The following is a 14885-nucleotide window of genomic DNA, read 5'->3' as shown; positions in this document are numbered from 1 at the left end:
CCGCCCCGTCTAACGGAGTGTTTATGGTAGTCAAGGTCCTGGTGGTGGACGATTCGGGTTTCTTCCGCCGCCGCGTCTCGGAGATTCTTTCCGCCGATCCAACGATCCAGGTAGTCGGCACGGCCACCAACGGCAAAGAGGCGATCGATCAAGCCATTGCGTTGAAGCCGGACGTGATCACCATGGACTACGAAATGCCGATGATGGATGGCATCACGGCCGTGCGTCACATCATGCAACGCTGCCCCACACCGGTATTGATGTTCTCCTCGCTGACGCATGAAGGCGCCCGGGTCACCCTGGATGCGCTGGATGCCGGCGCGGTGGATTTCCTGCCGAAGAATTTCGAAGACATCTCGCGTAACCCCGATAAGGTCAAGCAGATGCTGTGCGAGAAGGTGCACAGCATTTCGCGCAGTAACCGCCGCAGTCTGTTCAGCGCGCCCGCGCCGACACCTGCGCCTGCACCTGTGGCCGCGCCGACATCATCGTTCAGCCGCCCGGCGCCCGCACCCGTCGCTCGGCCCGCGCCGGCAGCGCCTACCCGCACGGCTGCATCAAGCGCCCATTCGCCCGCGCCCAAGCGCAAGGCCTACAAACTGGTGGCGATCGGTACGTCCACGGGCGGGCCGGTGGCCTTGCAGCGTGTATTGACTCAGTTGCCGGCCAACTTCCCGGCGCCGATCGTGTTGATCCAGCACATGCCCGCTGCGTTCACCAAGGCCTTTGCCGAGCGCCTGGACAAGCTGTGCCGCATCAGCGTCAAGGAAGCCGAGGATGGCGACATCCTGCGCCCTGGCCTGGCGCTGCTGGCCCCGGGTGGCAAGCAGATGATGGTGGATGGCCGTGGCGCGATCAAAATCCTGCCGGGCGACGAGCGCCTCAACTACAAGCCGTGCGTGGATATCACCTTCGGCTCGGCGGCCAAGTCCTACGGTGACAAAGTTCTGGCGGTGGTGCTCACCGGCATGGGTGCCGATGGCCGTGAGGGCGCGCGCCTGCTCAAGCAGGGCGGCAGTGCAATCTGGGCCCAGGACGAAGCCAGTTGCGTGATCTACGGCATGCCCATGGCGATCGTCAAGGCTGACCTGGCCGATGCGGTCTACAGCCTGGACGACATCGGCAAGCATCTGGTGGAGGCCTGCCTCTGATGGATGTCTTGAGCCTGATCGGCATCACCCTGGCGTTTGTCGCCATTATCGGCGGCAACTACCTTGAAGGCGGCCACCTTGGCGCCCTGGCCAACGGCCCGGCGGCGCTGATCGTGATCGGTGGCACCGTGGGCGCGGCGTTGTTGCAGGCGCCGGTGAGCTCGTTCAAGCGCGCCATGCAGATCCTGATTTGGATCATTTTCCCGCCACGGGTCGACCTGCCAGGCGGCATCGACCGCGTGGTCAACTGGAGCCTCACCGCACGCAAGGAAGGCCTGCTGGGCCTGGAAAGCGTGGCCGATGCCGAGCCCGACAGCTACGCCCGCAAAGGCCTGCAACTGCTGGTGGATGGCGCCGAGCCGGAGGCGATCCGCAGCATCCTCGAGGTGGATTTCTACACCCAGGAAAGCCGCGACATCAACGCGGCCAAAGTCTTTGAAAGCATGGGCGGCTACGCGCCGACCATCGGCATCATCGGCGCGGTAATGGGCCTGATCCACGTGATGGGCAACCTGGCCGACCCTTCGCAACTGGGCAGCGGCATTGCTGTGGCATTTGTCGCCACCATCTACGGTGTGGCGAGCGCCAACCTGGTGTTGTTGCCGGTGGCGAGCAAGCTCAAGTCGATTGCCATGCGCCAGTCCCGTTACCGCGAGATGTTGCTCGAAGGCATCCTGTCGATCGCCGAGGGTGAAAACCCGCGCTCCATCGAATTGAAGCTCCAGGGCTTCATGGATTGATGCACATGGGCATGTGGCGAGCGAGCTTGCTCGCGCTGGGCTGCGAAGCAGCCCCACTCCAGGCAACACGGTCTTTCAGACAGGTCGCAGCGTCTGGGTTCAGGGCCGCTTCGCGCCCCAGCGCGAGCAAGCTCGCTCGCCACAATGAAGTGTTCGCTGTTGGTCAGAGAGGGAAGTGCCTGTGAGCCGTCGCCGTCGCGAGCCTGAAGAGCACGTCAACCATGAACGCTGGCTGGTGTCCTACGCGGACTTCATCACCTTGCTGTTTGCGTTTTTCGTGGTGATGTACTCGATCTCGTCGGTGAACGAAGGCAAGTACAAGGTTATTTCCGAAGCGTTGATCGGGGTGTTTTCCGACTCTGATCGCGCGCTCAAGCCTATCCCTATAGGCGATGAACGACCCAAGACGGTGACCCCGGCCAAGCCGCTGGTCAACGACAGCGATGAAACCGCCGCCGGTGTCGGCGGCACCAGCGACCCGCTCAAGAGCATTGCCGACGATATCAGCGCCGCATTTGGCGACCTGATCAGCTCCAACCAGATGACCGTGCGCGGCAATGAACTGTGGGTGGAGATCGAGCTGAACTCCAGCCTGTTGTTCGCCAGCGCCGATGCACTGCCGAGCGACCAGGCCTTCACCATCATCGACAAGGTGGCAGCGATCCTCAAGCCGTTTGAAAACCCGATCCACGTCGAAGGCTTTACCGACAACCTGCCGATCAGTACGGCGCAGTACCCGACCAACTGGGAACTGTCCTCGGCCCGGGCGGCGAGCATCGTGCGCATGCTCGCGATGCAGGGCGTGAACCCCCAGCGCCTGGCGTCGGTGGGCTACGGTGAATTCCAGCCGGTGGCCAATAACGCCACGCTCGAAGGCCGCGCGCGCAATCGGCGGGTGGTGCTGGTGGTGTCGCGCAACCTGGATGTACGCCGCAGCCTGACCGGCACCGGCACGGCGAATGCAACACCGGATGCGGCGTTGAGGCGCGCTGGCACACAAACTGCACCGGCCCCTGCAAAGCCGCTGGTGCGGGCCAGCTCCGTCAATTCTCCGTCACCGGCTCACTAACCTATGCAATGTCTCGGTCGCGCGTGTGCCCACCGGGAGGAATCAACCGAATGAGAGTCTGGGCAGTTGCCAATCAAAAGGGTGGAGTCGGCAAGACCACCACCTCCATCGCGTTAGCCGGTTTGCTGGCCGAGGCAGGCAAGCGCGTGGTCGTGGTCGACCTGGACCCCCACGGCTCCATGACCAGCTATTTCGGTTACGACCCGGATGCGCTGGAACACAGTTGCTACGACCTGTTCCTGCACAAAGGCAGCGTGCCCGGCGACTTGCCTGGGCAACTGCTGCTGCCCACCAGCAGCGACAGTATTTCGCTATTGCCGTCCAGCACCGCCCTGGCCACCCTTGAGCGCCAGTCGCCGGGCCAGAGCGGCCTGGGCCTGGTGATCGCCAAGACCCTGGCGCAACTGTGGCAGGACTTCGACTACGCCATTATCGACAGCCCGCCCTTGCTCGGCGTGCTGATGGTCAACGCCTTGGCGGCCAGCCAGCAGTTGGTGATCCCGGTACAGACCGAACACCTGGCCGTCAAAGGCCTGGAGCGCATGGTCAGCACCCTGGCGATGATCAACCGTTCGCGCAAGCAGGCGTTGCCGTACAGCATCGTGCCGACCTTGTTCGACCGGCGTACCCAGGCCTCCCTCGGCACCCTGCGCGTACTGCGCGATGCCTATCCGGACACCATCTGGAACGGCTACATCCCGGTAGACACGCGCCTGCGTGACGCCAGCCGCGCCGGGCTCACGCCGTCGCAATTCGACGGCAAGAGCCGTGGCGTGCTGGCTTATCGGGCGTTGCTCAAGCACCTGTTGTCCCAGCAGCTTGTGGCGCAGGTGGCCTGATGAACCGTCCCCTCGACTTCAAGACCCGGCCGCAACTGGCACTGGAATCCTACCTGGATGCCTTGCTGCAGGATGCGACCGCCGAGGAACTGCCGGAACCGATCCTGGTGCTGGAGCCGGCCGTCGAGCCTGACGCTGCGCTGGATGAGTTCCAGTTGGCGGTGCTTGAGGAACAGGCCCGCGATGCACACGTCGAAGCGACGCCCGTCGTGGTGCCGATCACGCCTGAGGTGGTGGCGCCGGTGGTGGTCGAGCCGATCGTGGAAGTGCACCTGCCGCCGAGCATCACGCCGCCGCCGGTGACCGGCGATGGTCGCCCGTCGTGGGCCGCCGAGCCGTTCGAATGCCTGCTGTTCGACGTCGCCGGGTTGACCCTGGCGGTGCCGCTGGTGTGTCTGGGCTCGATCTATTCCCTGGAAGGCCAGGAGCTGACGCCGTTGTTCGGGCAACCGGAGTGGTTCCTCGGCATCCTGCCCAGCCAGGCCGGCAATCTCAAGGTGCTGGATACCGCGCGCTGGGTAATGCCCGACCGCTACCGCGACGACTTCCGCCAGGGCCTGCAGTATGTGATCTCGGTGCAGGGCTACGAGTGGGGGCTGGCGGTGCATCAAGTCAGCCGCTCGTTGCGCCTGGACCCGAACGAAATCAAGTGGCGCAGCCACCGTGGCCAACGGCCGTGGCTGGCGGGCACCGTGATCGAACACATGTGCGCGTTGCTCGACGTCGCCGAACTGGCAGAGTTGATCGCCAGCGGTGCGGTCAAGGAAATGGCGCAGAACAAACGCAGTTGATTGAACAATAAAGGTCGTGCGGTTGCGCGGCCCATTAGCACACACGCCGTCGATAGCGGCATTTGAAGGGGTCAGAAGCATGAACAAGTCAGCGTCCGCACAAGGTTTGGATGATCCGATCCTGCAATGGGTGACCTTCAAACTGGACAACGAGTCCTACGGCATTAACGTGATGCGCGTGCAGGAAGTGCTGCGCTACACCGAGATCGCTCCGGTCCCGGGTGCGCCGAGCTACGTGCTGGGCATCATCAACCTGCGCGGCAACGTGGTGACGGTGATCGACACGCGCCAACGCTTCGGCCTGGCGCCGACCGATGTCAACGACAACACGCGCATCGTCATCATCGAAGCCGACAAGCAAGTGGTCGGGATCATGGTCGACAGCGTGGCCGAAGTGGTCTACCTGCGCCAATCGGAAGTGGAAACCGCGCCGAACGTGGGCAACGAAGAATCCGCCAAGTTTATCCAGGGCGTGTGCAACAAGAACAACGAGCTGTTGATTCTGGTTGAGCTGGACAAAATGATGAGCGAAGAAGAGTGGTCGGACCTGGAGAGCATCTGATTGTTCCTTGAGGCGGCGGTGATCGTCCTGGCCCTGTTGTGGGCCGGGACGTTGGCGTTTGTGCTGCGCTATGTGCGCCAGCAGCGGGAGTTGGCCTTGCAACAGGCCGAGCGCGATGCGGTGCGTGACCGGCGCATTCTGGAGCTGGTCAAGCGTGTCGATCATTTCCAGCAGAGTGCGGTGCGGGTTGGGGATGAAGTGCATGAACTGCGCGCGATTCTCGGGCCGTTGCCGGACAAGTTGGTGCAGTTGGAGCAGCGTGATCCCGCGAACCTGTCGTTCGCCCAGGCGGCCAAGCTGGTGGGCATGGGCGCGACGGTGGATGAGCTGACCCAGTCGTGCGGGTTGACCCAGGCCGAGGCGCAGTTGATGAGCAAGTTGCACAAGAGCTGATTCGGGCCGGGCTTGCTGGATTCAATGTGGGAGGGGCTTGCTCCCGATGGCGGTGTATCAGTCAGCTTAACTAGAGCTGACCCACCGCTATCGGGAGCAAGCCCCCTCCCACATGTTGATCTGCGTACATCAATCAAATTTGTCCAGCCACAGACTTTTCCTCATCCCCAAGGGTCAACATCCTGCAAGCATCTTGACCCAGGAGAGTTCCCCAAATGACCACCGCCAGAGCCCTGTTGATCCTCCACGGCAAACAAGCCCTCAACGAGGACGTGCGCGCGGCCGTGCTGGCCCGGCGTGAGCAGGGTTGGGCGCTGGCAGTGCGGGTGACCTGGGAAGGTGGCGATGCCCAGCGCCTGGTCAATGAAGCCCTGGCCGACGGTTACACCCACATCATCGCCGGCGGTGGCGACGGCACCCTGCGCGATGTGGCCGAAGCCATGGCTCACGCCAATACCGATGCCAGCCTGGTGCTGATGCCGCTGGGCACCGCCAATGACTTCGCCAAGGCCGCCGGCGTGCCGTTGGAGCCGGCTGGTGCCCTGGCGTTGCTGGATGTTGAACCGAGGGCGATTGACCTGGGCCAGGTCGGCGGGCAGATATTCTTGAACATGGCCACCGGCGGTTTCGGTAGCCAAGTCACCGCCAACACCTCCGAAGACCTGAAGAAAATCCTCGGCGGTGCCGCCTACCTGTTCACCGGTTTGTCGCGTTTCAGTGAATTGAAGGCTGCCTACGGTGAGCTGGAAGGCCCGGATTTCCATTGGAAAGGCGAGCTGCTCGCGCTGGGGATCGGCAACGGGCGCCAGGCCGGGGGCGGGCATGTGCTGTGCCCGGAGGCGCTGGCCGATGATGGCCTGCTGGACATCAGCATCCTGCCGGCGCCCCAGGAGGTAGTCGGCACCTTGCGCGAATTGATGAGCAACGGCTGGGGCCTGGACACCATGTTCGTGCGGGCACGCCTGCCGTGGGTCAATATCAAGGTGGCGCAGGGTTTGTACATCAACCTCGATGGCGAGCCGCTGGAGGGCGATGATCTGCATTTCGAGGCCCTGCCCAAGGCGCTGCGCGTGCACCTGCCGCTGGGTTCGCCCCTAGTCGTCCAGGCTGATGATCTGCTCGCGCACCGCGAATAACACCAGGCCCGCCACGTCGAAAATCTGCAGGCGCTTCATGATCTGCGAGCGATGCGCTTCTACCGTCTTGATGCTCAGGCCCAGGCCGTGGGCGATTTCCCGGGTGGACTTGCCACGCACGATCAGGCGCAGGATTTCCAACTGGCGCGCCGTCAAGTTGTGGCTATGGGGCGCGGACGTCGCATGGCCGTTGCTGCGGATCAGTGCTTGATTGATCACGGTGTGGGCGATCGCCGGGCTCAGGTAGCGCTCGTTGTTGCGCAAGGCATGCAGGGCGTGTTCCAGCTCGTTGGCGGTCATGTCCTTGAGCAGGTAGCCGTGGGCACCTGATTCCAGCGCGCGCATGATCAGGTCGGGGTCGGTGTGCATCGACAGGATCAGCACTTTGCTCAGGGGATAGGCGCCCTTGAGTTCCTGCAAGGCATCCAGGCCGCTGGTGTGTTTCATCGACAGGTCCAGCAGCACGATATCCGGTTGCAGGGCGCGAAATTGCGCGAGCACCTGCGCGCCATCGCTGGCTTCACCGATCACGTCGTAGCCGGGCATGTCCAGGACCAGCGCACGCACGCCTGCGCGAATCAGCGCGTGGTCATCCACCAGGAGTAAATTGCAGGTCACTCGAAACCCTTAGGGGAACTGGCCCGTTCGAGGGCGCGGGGCGCCCAGGGGAAAAGCGCGTCGATCCGCGTGCCTTGGCCTGGCTGGCTGCTGACCGACAAGGTGCCGCCCAGCTGGTCTATCCGCTCGGCCATGCCGGCCATGCCGCGTTGGCCCGCAAGGCCTGGGTCGGTAGCCGGCGAAAAGCCCTGGCCGTCATCGCAGATCATCAGCGACAAGCCTTCGGGCAGGCGCCGCAGGCACACCCGCAGGTTGTGTGCCTGGGCGTGACGGAGCATGTTGGTCACGGCTTCCTGGGTGATGCGAAACGCCGCCACGGCCATTTCTTCAGGAATACCGGTCAGGCGTTGCTGGCATTCCAGGCTCCAGCACACCGAGGTGTTTTCCAGGGTCTTGAGCAGGTGCGCGCGCAAGCTGGCTTCCAGGCCCAGGCTGGCCAACTGGCGCGGGTTGAGAATGGCCGACACGTCGCGCACTTTGGCCAGGGTTTCGTCGAGGGTGTTGCACAGCACCGTGCAGTGGTCGTGCAGCTCTGGCGGCAGGCGACGCTGCAGCCATTCGCTTTGCAGCTTGGCGGCGGTCAGCAGTTGGCCGATGTCGTCGTGCAGCTCGCGACTGAGGCGATGGCGTTCGTTTTCCTGGACCTGCAACAGTCGGTCGGCCAATTCCTGGGGTTGGAATTTGATGGATTTGCGTGAACGCCATTGGTGCAGGCCCACCACCGCCAGCGTGGCCAGGTTGACCAGCAGGATCAGCAGCGACCAGGGCGAAGCATGCGCGTAGGCCCACACGCTGACCGACAACGAACACAGGCACAGCGCAAGGACGATGCGGCGTGCGTTGCTGCGCGACACAGACCTTGAGAAAAGGGGCTTGAGGTTGGCGTACATAGCGGATGGAGCCACTGAGGGTTCGCTGCGGGGAGACCGGTTGGCCGGGCTCTGTTTGGAATACGCTGCCGAATCGTGTTTAACCATGATGAAGTTGAGTCACTTCGAGTGGGGGCATAGTACCACCCCTGTTACCGTTGGTCGCCTGATTGGTTTATGGCCCGCGCAAATACTCTGGGGGGTAATCCCAGAGTTGAAAAAGTTGTATTGGTAAAGTTGGTTTGTATAGTTATTGCGTAGATGGCTAAGTGATATTTCTGCCTTTCTCGCCGTTATCGGTCGTTTTTGGACAGGTCAGCTATCGTCGGTGACATGCTTGGGACTCAGGACGCATGATGCAACCGCTGCTGTGGTTTATGCCGGAAATCCTTTTGCGGAATCTGCAAGGTAACCGTCGCGATCAACGACGTTTGCTCGGTCTCGTCCAGGGCCAACTCACCGGTGCGCGTGTCGATCAGCTCCAATTGCCAGGCCAGCAGCGTCAGGCAGTCATGTAACGCATCCAGTGCCTGGTCATGCAGTTGCATCGGGTTTTCGGCGTTGGCAATGAGGTCCTGCAGGTGCCGCGAGAACTCGCTGATCGCCTGCAGCGCCAGGCTGTCGGCCTTTTCAGCCAGTTTGGCGAGGCTGGTTTTCATGCAGTCGATGGCGTCGCTGTCGTTGCGGATCAAATGCAGGTGGCTCAAGCACTCTTGGGACTTGATCAGCAGCATTTCGGCCTCCAGCAGAAACTCGGGAAGTGCCGTTTGCCATTCTTTCGCGCTATTCATCATGCATGTCTCCGCAACTCAAGCTCGGGTGATGAGATGTCGCACCGGGTGAATAGCTTAAAACTAGCGCTGAAATATGATTTGAGCTTGTAGGCTGATTCCGATATTCCAGTAGGACATTTATTGAAATGCTCACGAAAGTCGTGCGTAGTCCCAGTTGAGCGGGATGACACGACTTCAGTTGCCGATACGTGAGTGCCTGGAAGGCCCATGGGCCTAGGGCGTGGGATGGCAAACAAAAGCCTGACTCCATTCATGCAATGAGAATGGCGTCACATTAATGGCTATTAGATATCGCGAATATCAGGTCGGGCCTGATTGCGCATAGGGGAATCCCCTACGTCATGGAACCGCACGCCGATTGGAGTGTCGTGCAAGGCCCACGCAGCCCGAGGACAGGGCTGATGCAGTAAAGCATGATGTCAGTGTGACATCAATGTATTTACATGGCATTTTAGCGGGGTCAAGGTCTGGCGCTTGCCGCCGATAACTTGCTTATACGAACTGCACACCCTCTCAGCGCGCAACCCATGTGCACACCAGGAGCTCTTAATGGCCGGCATTCTCGACACCGTAGATCAACGCACGCAATTGGTGGGTGAGAATCGCCTGGAGATTCTCATGTTCCGCCTGTTCGGGCGGCAGCTGTTCGCGATCAACGTGTTCAAGGTGCAGGAAGTGCTGCAACTGCCCAAGCTGACCCTGATGCCGCAGCGCCATCCGTTTGTCTGCGGCGTGGTCAACCTGCGTGGCCAGACGTTGCCGGTGATCGACTTGTCCCAGGCCATCGGCATGCGCCCCCTGGTGCCAGGGCCCAACAGCACCATTATCGTCACCGAGTACAACCGTTCGGTGCAGGCGTTCCTGGTGGGCGGCGTCGACCGCATCGTCAACATGAATTGGGAAGCCATCCTGCCACCGCCGGCCAGCGCGGGGCGCCAGCACTATCTCACTGCCATCAGCAAGGTCGATGACCAGTTGGTGGAAATTATCGATGTGGAAAAAGTCCTGGCGGAAATCGTGCCTTATAACGCCAAGGTCTCCCGGGAAAAACTCGAGGACCCAGTGCTGGAACGCGCCCGTGGCCGTGAAGTGTTGCTGGTGGACGACTCCAACGTAGCGCTGTCGCAGTTGAAGGACACCCTGGGCCAGTTGGGCGTGAAGATGCACATCGCCAGCGACGGCCTCAAGGCGCTGAACATGCTCAAGGCCTGGGCCGACAGCGGCCAGATGATGACCGACAAGCTGCTGATGATCTTCACCGACGCCGAAATGCCCGAGATGGACGGCTACCGCCTCACCACCGAAATTCGCAATGACCCGCGCCTGCGTGGCCTCTACGTGGTGCTGCACACCTCGCTGTCGGGGAGCTTCAATGACTCGATGGTCAAGAAGGTCGGCTGTGACAATTTCCTCTCCAAATTCCAGCCGGACAAGCTGGTGGATGTGGTGCGTCAACGACTGATGCTGGACGAAGTGCCTGCATGACACTAGGGTATGCCACTTTGTTCCCCAGGAATGCAGGCTCATGCTCCGTCTCAGCGCGTTGTACCGTTACCCCTTGAAATCCGGCAAGGCCGAGGCCTTGCAGCAGAGTGGCCTGGATAAACTCGGGCTGGCAGGGGATCGACGCTGGATGCTGGTGGACGAAGCCAGCGGGCGCTTCCTTACGCAACGCGCCGTGGCGAAGATGAGCCAGTTGACGGCGCTGTGGAACGCGGCGGGCGGCCTGACCCTCAGCTCGCCTGGCTATGGGACGCTCGACGTGGCATTGCCCGGCGCCGATGCATTGCGCGGTGTGACCATCTGGCACGACACCCTGCGCGTGCCGGACGCGGGCGATGCGGCGGCGGCCTGGGTCAGCGCCTTCATCGGCAAGCCCACGCGCCTGGTGCATATGCCCCTGGAGCGTGCACGCTCGACCCAGGCCGGTTTTGGCCGGGATGACGATCAAGTGGGGTTTGCCGACGGCTACCCCTTGCTGCTGATCGGCCAGGCTTCCCTGGACGATTTGTGCGCGCATATTGGCCGGCCGATGGAAATGCTGCGCTTTCGTCCCAACCTGGTGATCGAAGGCGGCGAGGCCTTTGCCGAGGATGGCTGGAAACGCTTGCGCATCGGCGATGTGGAGTTTCGCGTGGTCAAGTCTTGTTCACGCTGCATTCTCACGACCGTCGACCCCCAGACCGGCGAGCGCAGCCCGGACCGCGAGCCGTTCGCCACCCTGCAGGCCTATCGCAGCACCGAGAAGGGCGCGATGTTCGGTCAGAACCTGGTCAACGATGGGGTTGGCCAGTTGGAAGTCGGGATGCCGGTAACGGTGCTGGAATAAAAAATGCCCGTCTCGCAGGAGACGGGCATTTTTTTGCGCCGAGTCAGGCTCAGCTGCGGTATTCGCACAGGTAAGCGGTGTCTACGCCAACCTTCAACTGGAATTTGCTGTTGGCCGGGACGTTGAACTGGCTGCCGGCGGCGAAGGTTTCCCACTCGGCGTCAGGCAGTTTGACGATCAGCGCGCCGGAAACGACGTGCATGATTTCACGCTGGTCGGTGCCGAACTCGTATTCACCCGGGGCCATCACGCCGATGGTCGCTGGGCCTTCCGCGGTGCCGAAAGCGATCGACTTGACGGTGCCGTCGAAGTATTCGTTGACTTTGAACATGAGTGAGTCCTCGGAAAAAAGGGTCAGAACTTACGCCAGCCACTGTAGGAGCGAGCTTGCTCGCGAAAAACCTGAGAGCACCCCGTCAAACCAGATGCGCTGCGTTATCGTTGGCGATCTTCGCGAGCAAGCTCGCTCCTACAGGTGGGCAGCATTAAGGCAAAAAGGTTGATCAGTATGCCCAAGCCTTTCAGAGCTGCCTAGACCGGCAAAATCAGCGGCAACAGGCGTGCGGTGTTGCGCGCATCCTCCAGCGCCCGATGCTGCTGGCCACTGAACTGCATCCCCGCCAATTGCAGCGCGCCATTAAGCCCCAAGGGCTTGTCCAGCCGCCGGGCCTTGGCGAACCGTTGCTTGAGGTTGACATGGGGCGTCTGGCCGAGCGCGCTGGCCAGGCCATGGCGTTGCCACTCCAGCTCAAGCTGCACGCGATCGTAGTCGCCCCAGCTGGCCCAGCCTTCCAGGCGTGCCTGATGCTGGCCCAGCCAGCGCTCGAACAGCGGCCACACCTCGGTGATCGGCGTTGCCGCGTCGATATTGGCTTGGGTGATATGGGTCAATTGGCGGCAAAAAGGCGTCAGCAGCGGCCGCCGCAGGGGGCGCACGAAGCGCTGGAAGTGATCCAGCTCGCGGCCCTGGCGGTTGACCAGGCTTGCGCCGATTTCGATGACTTCCATCTCCGTCACGGGCCAGCCGCCGTCATCCGTGGTGGCTTCAAGGTCAATAATCAGCCAATGAGGCATGCGCAGGTTCCCGTACTGTTCCTGTCCTGATGGGGATAGAGCGTAGCCGGGCCTTGTAGTTCCGCCCAGGGGGCTGATTCGCCTGGTTGGTAAACCCCGTACACAAGTTTTGCCCAAGCGCTTGCTCGGGTGGCGGCCACGGCCTAAATTGCCGCCCAAGACGATAGTAGACATGAGGGACAGCAGCATGGACGACCCCCAAGCCCTGCGGGTGATGCGCACCCTGGTCGACGCTGGGCAATTGACCGACCCCGAGAGTGCCCGGGGCAAGTTGCTGCAAACCGCGGCGCACCTGTTTCGCAACAAGGGCTTCGAGCGCACCACCGTGCGCGACCTGGCCAGTGCGGTGGGCATTCAGTCCGGCAGCATCTTTCATCACTTCAAGAGCAAGGACGAGATCCTGCGCGCAGTGATGGAAGAAACCATCCTCTACAACACCGCGATGGTGCGGGCTGCGCTGGAAGCAGCGAGCACGGTGCGCGAGCGCGTGTTGGCGCTGATCCGCTGCGAATTGCAGTCGATCATGGGCGGCAGCGGTGAGGCGATGGCGGTGCTGGTGTATGAATGGCGCTCGTTGTCTGCCGATGGTCAGGCTCAGGTACTGGCCCTGCGCGATGTGTATGAGGACATCTGGCTGCAGGTACTGGGCGAAGCCAAGGCCGCCGGTTATATCAGGGGCGACGTGTTCATCACCCGGCGCTTCCTGACCGGCGCGTTATCCTGGACCACCACGTGGTTTCGCACCCAAGGCAGCCTGACCCTCGAAGAGCTGGCCGACGAAGCGCTGTTGATGGTGCTCAAGGCGGACTGAAGTGCGGCTATTAATTTGCGGGTGAACATTGTCTCCCCAGGGAAAAACGCCTAGCTTATCGCCATCATAGAATTCACGGTGTGTGCCTAGATGTTTTCGCCATGGCGGCTGGCTGCAGGACTGACATTTTGGGCATTGGGTACCGCAGGGTGGACGCAGGCCAGCGCCGCGCAGTTGGTGAGGATCGGCGCGGCACATTTTCCGCCGTATACCGTACGCCCTGAGCAAGGCGCCGATACCGGATTGCTGCCGCAATTGGTCGAAGCGCTGAACGCCGTGCAAAGCGACTATCAGTTTGTGCTGGTGCCCACTTCGATCCCCAGGCGTTTTCGCGATTTCGAGCAAGGCCGGGTCGACATGGCGATCTTTGAAAACCCGTCCTGGGGCTGGAAAGACGTGGCCCATACCAGCGTCGACATGGGCCTGGAAGACGCTGAAATCTTCGTCGCCGAGCGTGAGCCCGGTCGCGACCAAAGCTATTTCAGCGACCTTGCCGGCAAACGCCTGGCGGTGTTCAGCGGCTATCACTACGCCTTCGCGAACTTCAACCCCGACCCCAAGTACCTGGCCGAGCACTTCAACGCAACGTTGACGTACTCCCATGACAGCAACTTGCTGATGGTCGCCCGCAGGCGTGCTGATATCGCCTTGGTCACCCGTTCGTACCTGAGTGACTTCATGGTGCGCAATATCGAGATGGCGGGAACATTCCTGGTGTCGGAGCGCATCGACCAGGTCTATCACCATTACGCGTTGCTACGGCCCAAAGCCCCGATCACCGGGCCTGCGTTTGCCGGGTTGCTCAAGCAGCTGCGGGATAATGGCCAGATGCTCAAGATCTTCGAGCCGTATCGCATCGATGTAATGCCAGTCCCCTGAGAGCGCTGGAAATCAAATGTGGGAGGGGGCTTGGCCCCTCCCACATGTGTTTTTCAGACCCTGCGCGCAAACGTATCGCTGTGGTTGCCCGACACTTTGCGGCAGTGCACCAGCGCATCGCGGATCATGAAGTTCACCAAGGTCGGCGAAACCCCGAGTTCCTTGGCGATATCCTTCTGCGGTACGCCGTGCAGGCGGTACATCTCGAAGGCGTAGCGGGTGCGCTGCGGCAGCTCGGTCAGGGCGTCGGCGATGTTTTCCAGGGTGTTGAAATTGATATGGGAAGTTTCCGGTGAAGCGCCGTGGATCACCACATTCAAGCCTTCCTCTTCGGTCCCGGAATACTTGAGCTCCAGAGCCTGCTTGCGGTAGTGATCGATCGCCAGGTTGCGCACGATCTGGAACAGATAGCTCAGTTGGGCCTTGAACGAAGAGGTGATCGTTGGGGCCGACTGCAGCCGAAAATAAGCGTCCTGCACCACATCCTCGGCGCGGGAACGACAGCCGGTAATACGTGCCGCGATCTTCACCAGGATCAGTCGATTGTCGACGAACGCCTGGAGAAGTGGTGAGTCGCACCTGCCTGTGGATACTGGTTCCGTCATGGAAATCACCTGGTTGCAAAAGAGGTTAGGGGAGGGCGTCCTTGCTGAGGCCTCCTACACATCGGGCAACAAATTATGCTGAATGATAATGATTGTCAAATGAGAAGGCGAACTAATCTTATGCCTTGCGGTAAGGTGTGAACCGCGTCTCGCTCGCCCCCGGCGACTAATTATTTGCCGGGTCCGTCCGTTCTTCTGGGTGACAGGCCTGTAAACAAACGGCCA

General features: G+C 61.5%; 18 protein-coding genes. 12 read left to right on the top strand and 6 right to left on the bottom strand.

Annotation, left to right across the window (positions count from 1 at the left end; translation table 11 throughout):
- Nucleotides 1–23 precede the first annotated feature (23 nt).
- The 8 genes from C4J84_RS17550 (at nt 24) to yegS (ending at nt 6681) form a co-directional block, all read left to right on the top strand.
- Nucleotides 24–1151 (top strand): chemotaxis response regulator protein-glutamate methylesterase, encoded by a 1128-nt coding sequence (locus C4J84_RS17550; protein ID WP_124435821.1) that lies wholly within the window; start codon nt 24–26, stop codon nt 1149–1151.
- Nucleotides 1151–1891 (top strand): flagellar motor protein, encoded by a 741-nt coding sequence (locus C4J84_RS17545; RefSeq protein ID WP_124363763.1) that lies wholly within the window; start codon nt 1151–1153, stop codon nt 1889–1891. Before C4J84_RS17550 ends, C4J84_RS17545 begins: the two co-directional genes overlap by 1 nt.
- Nucleotides 1892–2072: 181 nt before the next feature.
- The gene (gene motD / locus C4J84_RS17535) at nt 2073–2960 is read left to right on the top strand and encodes a flagellar motor protein MotD (protein ID WP_124363762.1); all 888 of its coding nucleotides are present in this window, start codon (nt 2073–2075) and stop codon (nt 2958–2960) included.
- A 50-nt stretch (nt 2961–3010) separates the two neighbouring features.
- Nucleotides 3011–3799, top strand: a complete 789-nt coding sequence (locus C4J84_RS17530) for a ParA family protein (RefSeq protein WP_124371406.1) — start codon at nt 3011–3013, stop codon at nt 3797–3799.
- Nucleotides 3799–4590 carry a CheW domain-containing protein gene (locus C4J84_RS17525; RefSeq protein WP_124435820.1) on the top strand — a complete coding sequence of 264 codons (792 nt, stop codon included), beginning with the start codon at nt 3799–3801 and terminating at the stop codon, nt 4588–4590. Before C4J84_RS17530 ends, C4J84_RS17525 begins: the two co-directional genes overlap by 1 nt.
- Nucleotides 4591–4669: 79 nt before the next feature.
- Nucleotides 4670–5152 carry a chemotaxis protein CheW gene (locus C4J84_RS17520; protein ID WP_124363759.1) on the top strand — a complete coding sequence of 161 codons (483 nt, stop codon included), beginning with the start codon at nt 4670–4672 and terminating at the stop codon, nt 5150–5152.
- Nucleotides 5153–5545: a DUF2802 domain-containing protein gene (locus C4J84_RS17515; RefSeq protein ID WP_124363758.1), complete on the top strand. Its 393-nt coding sequence runs from the start codon at nt 5153–5155 to the stop codon at nt 5543–5545.
- A 215-nt stretch (nt 5546–5760) separates the two neighbouring features.
- Nucleotides 5761–6681, top strand: a complete 921-nt coding sequence (gene yegS, locus C4J84_RS17510) for a lipid kinase YegS (protein ID WP_124435819.1) — start codon at nt 5761–5763, stop codon at nt 6679–6681.
- On the opposite strand, the gene C4J84_RS17505 is transcribed toward yegS, so the two are convergent.
- The 3 genes from C4J84_RS17505 to C4J84_RS17495 all read right to left on the bottom strand — a co-directional run bounded on the left by C4J84_RS17505 (nt 6640) and on the right by C4J84_RS17495 (nt 8962).
- Nucleotides 6640–7299, bottom strand: coding sequence for a response regulator transcription factor (locus C4J84_RS17505; RefSeq protein WP_124435818.1), 660 nt, complete (start codon nt 7297–7299; stop codon nt 6640–6642). The genes yegS and C4J84_RS17505 overlap by 42 nt on opposite strands.
- On the bottom strand, nt 7296–8189 hold the full coding sequence (locus tag C4J84_RS17500; RefSeq protein WP_124436335.1) for a sensor histidine kinase: 894 nt from the start codon (nt 8187–8189) through the stop codon (nt 7296–7298). The genes C4J84_RS17505 and C4J84_RS17500 overlap by 4 nt, the downstream gene beginning before the upstream one ends.
- A gap of 323 nt (nt 8190–8512) precedes the next feature.
- A complete protein-coding gene (locus tag C4J84_RS17495; RefSeq protein ID WP_177412752.1) occupies nt 8513–8962 on the bottom strand; it encodes a hypothetical protein in 450 nt (149 codons plus the stop codon).
- 549 nt (nt 8963–9511) lie between these two features.
- On the opposite strand from C4J84_RS17495, the gene C4J84_RS17490 reads away from it, so the two are divergent.
- Nucleotides 9512–10447, top strand: a complete 936-nt coding sequence (locus tag C4J84_RS17490; RefSeq protein WP_124435817.1) for a chemotaxis protein CheV — start codon at nt 9512–9514, stop codon at nt 10445–10447.
- A 40-nt stretch (nt 10448–10487) separates the two neighbouring features.
- Nucleotides 10488–11291 (top strand): MOSC domain-containing protein, encoded by an 804-nt coding sequence (locus C4J84_RS17485; protein ID WP_124367832.1) that lies wholly within the window; start codon nt 10488–10490, stop codon nt 11289–11291.
- A 49-nt stretch (nt 11292–11340) separates the two neighbouring features.
- Here the strand turns inward: C4J84_RS17485 and C4J84_RS17480 are convergent, their stop codons facing one another.
- A complete protein-coding gene (locus C4J84_RS17480) occupies nt 11341–11622 on the bottom strand; it encodes a pyrimidine/purine nucleoside phosphorylase (protein WP_124363753.1) in 282 nt (93 codons plus the stop codon).
- 200 nt (nt 11623–11822) lie between these two features.
- Nucleotides 11823–12365 carry an exonuclease domain-containing protein gene (locus C4J84_RS17475; protein WP_124363752.1) on the bottom strand — a complete coding sequence of 181 codons (543 nt, stop codon included), beginning with the start codon at nt 12363–12365 and terminating at the stop codon, nt 11823–11825.
- Nucleotides 12366–12552: 187 nt separating this feature from the next.
- On the opposite strand from C4J84_RS17475, the gene C4J84_RS17470 reads away from it, so the two are divergent.
- Together C4J84_RS17470 and C4J84_RS17465 are read left to right on the top strand one after the other, a co-directional pair.
- Complete coding sequence (locus C4J84_RS17470) at nt 12553–13176, top strand: TetR/AcrR family transcriptional regulator (RefSeq protein ID WP_124367830.1); 624 nt, start codon at nt 12553–12555, stop codon at nt 13174–13176.
- Nucleotides 13177–13266: 90 nt separating this feature from the next.
- On the top strand, nt 13267–14055 hold the full coding sequence (locus C4J84_RS17465) for an ABC transporter substrate-binding protein (protein ID WP_124435816.1): 789 nt from the start codon (nt 13267–13269) through the stop codon (nt 14053–14055).
- 53 nt (nt 14056–14108) lie between these two features.
- Here the strand turns inward: C4J84_RS17465 and C4J84_RS17460 are convergent, their stop codons facing one another.
- Complete coding sequence (locus tag C4J84_RS17460; protein ID WP_124363749.1) at nt 14109–14660, bottom strand: RNA polymerase factor sigma-70; 552 nt, start codon at nt 14658–14660, stop codon at nt 14109–14111.
- Between the last annotated feature and the right edge of the window lie 225 nt (nt 14661–14885).

This window comes from Pseudomonas sp. R11-23-07 (assembly GCF_003852295.1).
GTDB lineage: Bacteria > Pseudomonadota > Gammaproteobacteria > Pseudomonadales > Pseudomonadaceae > Aquipseudomonas.
Note: the sequence above shows the minus strand (reverse complement) of the source record. Positions and strands in the feature narration are given on the sequence as shown.

Coding starts and splice junctions, on each gene's coding strand:
- C4J84_RS17545 (WP_124363763.1), top strand. CDS start 1,151: ATGGATGTCTTGAGCCTGATCGGCATCACCCTGGCGTTTGTCGCCATT.
- C4J84_RS17470 (WP_124367830.1), top strand. CDS start 12,553: ATGGACGACCCCCAAGCCCTGCGGGTGATGCGCACCCTGGTCGACGCT.
- C4J84_RS17460 (WP_124363749.1), bottom strand. CDS start 14,660: ATGACGGAACCAGTATCCACAGGCAGGTGCGACTCACCACTTCTCCAG.
- C4J84_RS17495 (WP_177412752.1), bottom strand. CDS start 8,962: ATGATGAATAGCGCGAAAGAATGGCAAACGGCACTTCCCGAGTTTCTG.
- C4J84_RS17480 (WP_124363753.1), bottom strand. CDS start 11,622: ATGTTCAAAGTCAACGAATACTTCGACGGCACCGTCAAGTCGATCGCT.
- C4J84_RS17525 (WP_124435820.1), top strand. CDS start 3,799: ATGAACCGTCCCCTCGACTTCAAGACCCGGCCGCAACTGGCACTGGAA.
- C4J84_RS17490 (WP_124435817.1), top strand. CDS start 9,512: ATGGCCGGCATTCTCGACACCGTAGATCAACGCACGCAATTGGTGGGT.
- C4J84_RS17530 (WP_124371406.1), top strand. CDS start 3,011: ATGAGAGTCTGGGCAGTTGCCAATCAAAAGGGTGGAGTCGGCAAGACC.
- C4J84_RS17475 (WP_124363752.1), bottom strand. CDS start 12,365: ATGCCTCATTGGCTGATTATTGACCTTGAAGCCACCACGGATGACGGC.
- C4J84_RS17465 (WP_124435816.1), top strand. CDS start 13,267: ATGTTTTCGCCATGGCGGCTGGCTGCAGGACTGACATTTTGGGCATTG.
- C4J84_RS17500 (WP_124436335.1), bottom strand. CDS start 8,189: ATGTACGCCAACCTCAAGCCCCTTTTCTCAAGGTCTGTGTCGCGCAGC.
- C4J84_RS17485 (WP_124367832.1), top strand. CDS start 10,488: ATGCTCCGTCTCAGCGCGTTGTACCGTTACCCCTTGAAATCCGGCAAG.
- yegS (WP_124435819.1), top strand. CDS start 5,761: ATGACCACCGCCAGAGCCCTGTTGATCCTCCACGGCAAACAAGCCCTC.
- C4J84_RS17550 (WP_124435821.1), top strand. CDS start 24: ATGGTAGTCAAGGTCCTGGTGGTGGACGATTCGGGTTTCTTCCGCCGC.
- C4J84_RS17520 (WP_124363759.1), top strand. CDS start 4,670: ATGAACAAGTCAGCGTCCGCACAAGGTTTGGATGATCCGATCCTGCAA.